The sequence below is a fragment of the Corallococcus carmarthensis genome, from assembly GCF_003611695.1.
GTDB classification, from domain to species: Bacteria; Myxococcota; Myxococcia; order Myxococcales; family Myxococcaceae; genus Corallococcus; species Corallococcus carmarthensis.
On sequence record NZ_RAWE01000477.1, the window covers coordinates 1 to 700 of the forward strand.

General features: G+C 70.3%; 1 protein-coding gene. It reads left to right on the forward strand.

The window, feature by feature from the left end; translation table 11 throughout:
- A partial coding sequence (locus tag D7X32_RS44565; protein WP_244239530.1) for a condensation domain-containing protein occupies positions 1–700 on the forward strand: 700 nt, incomplete at both ends.

Consider the following 700-nt stretch of genomic DNA (forward strand, 5'->3'; position numbering starts at 1 on the left):
ACATGGTGCCGTCGGCCTTCGTCACCCTGCCCTCCTTGCCTTTGACGCCCAACGGCAAGCTGGACCGCAAGGCGCTGCCCTCACCGGAAGCGCGGCTGCGCACCGCGCGTTCATACGTGGCCCCGGCGACGCCCGCGGAAGTGGCCCTGGCCTCGCTGTGGGAGGAGCTGCTGAACGTTCCTGTCGTGGGACGCAACGACCACTTCTTCGAACTGGGCGGCCACTCGCTGCTGGCCACTCAGCTGGTCTCCCGCATCCGCGCCCGCTTCGGCGTGGACGTCGGCGTCCGGGCACTGTTCGAGTCCCCCACCGTGGCTGCGCTTGCCCAGCGTCTGCCGGATGCACCAGAAGCCAACGCCCTGCCTCCGCTGCGTCCCGCAGCGACGCCTGGACCGCACCCGCTGTCGTTCGCGCAGCAGCGGCTGTGGTTCATCGATCAACTCGACCCTGGCAGTGCGCTCTACAACATGCCCACTGCGCTGCGCCTCTCCGGAGCGGTGGACGTGCCCGCGCTCCAGCAGGCCTTCGACGAGCTGGTGCAGCGCCACGAAGCGCTGCGCACCACCTTCGAGTCCCACGACGGTGAACCCCGCCAGCACGTGCACCCTGCCCCCACCGGAGTGCTGTCGGTGGTGGACCTGACGGGGCTCCCCGACGACGCACGTGAGGCGGAGGCGGTGCGGCTCGCGAGCGAAGACGC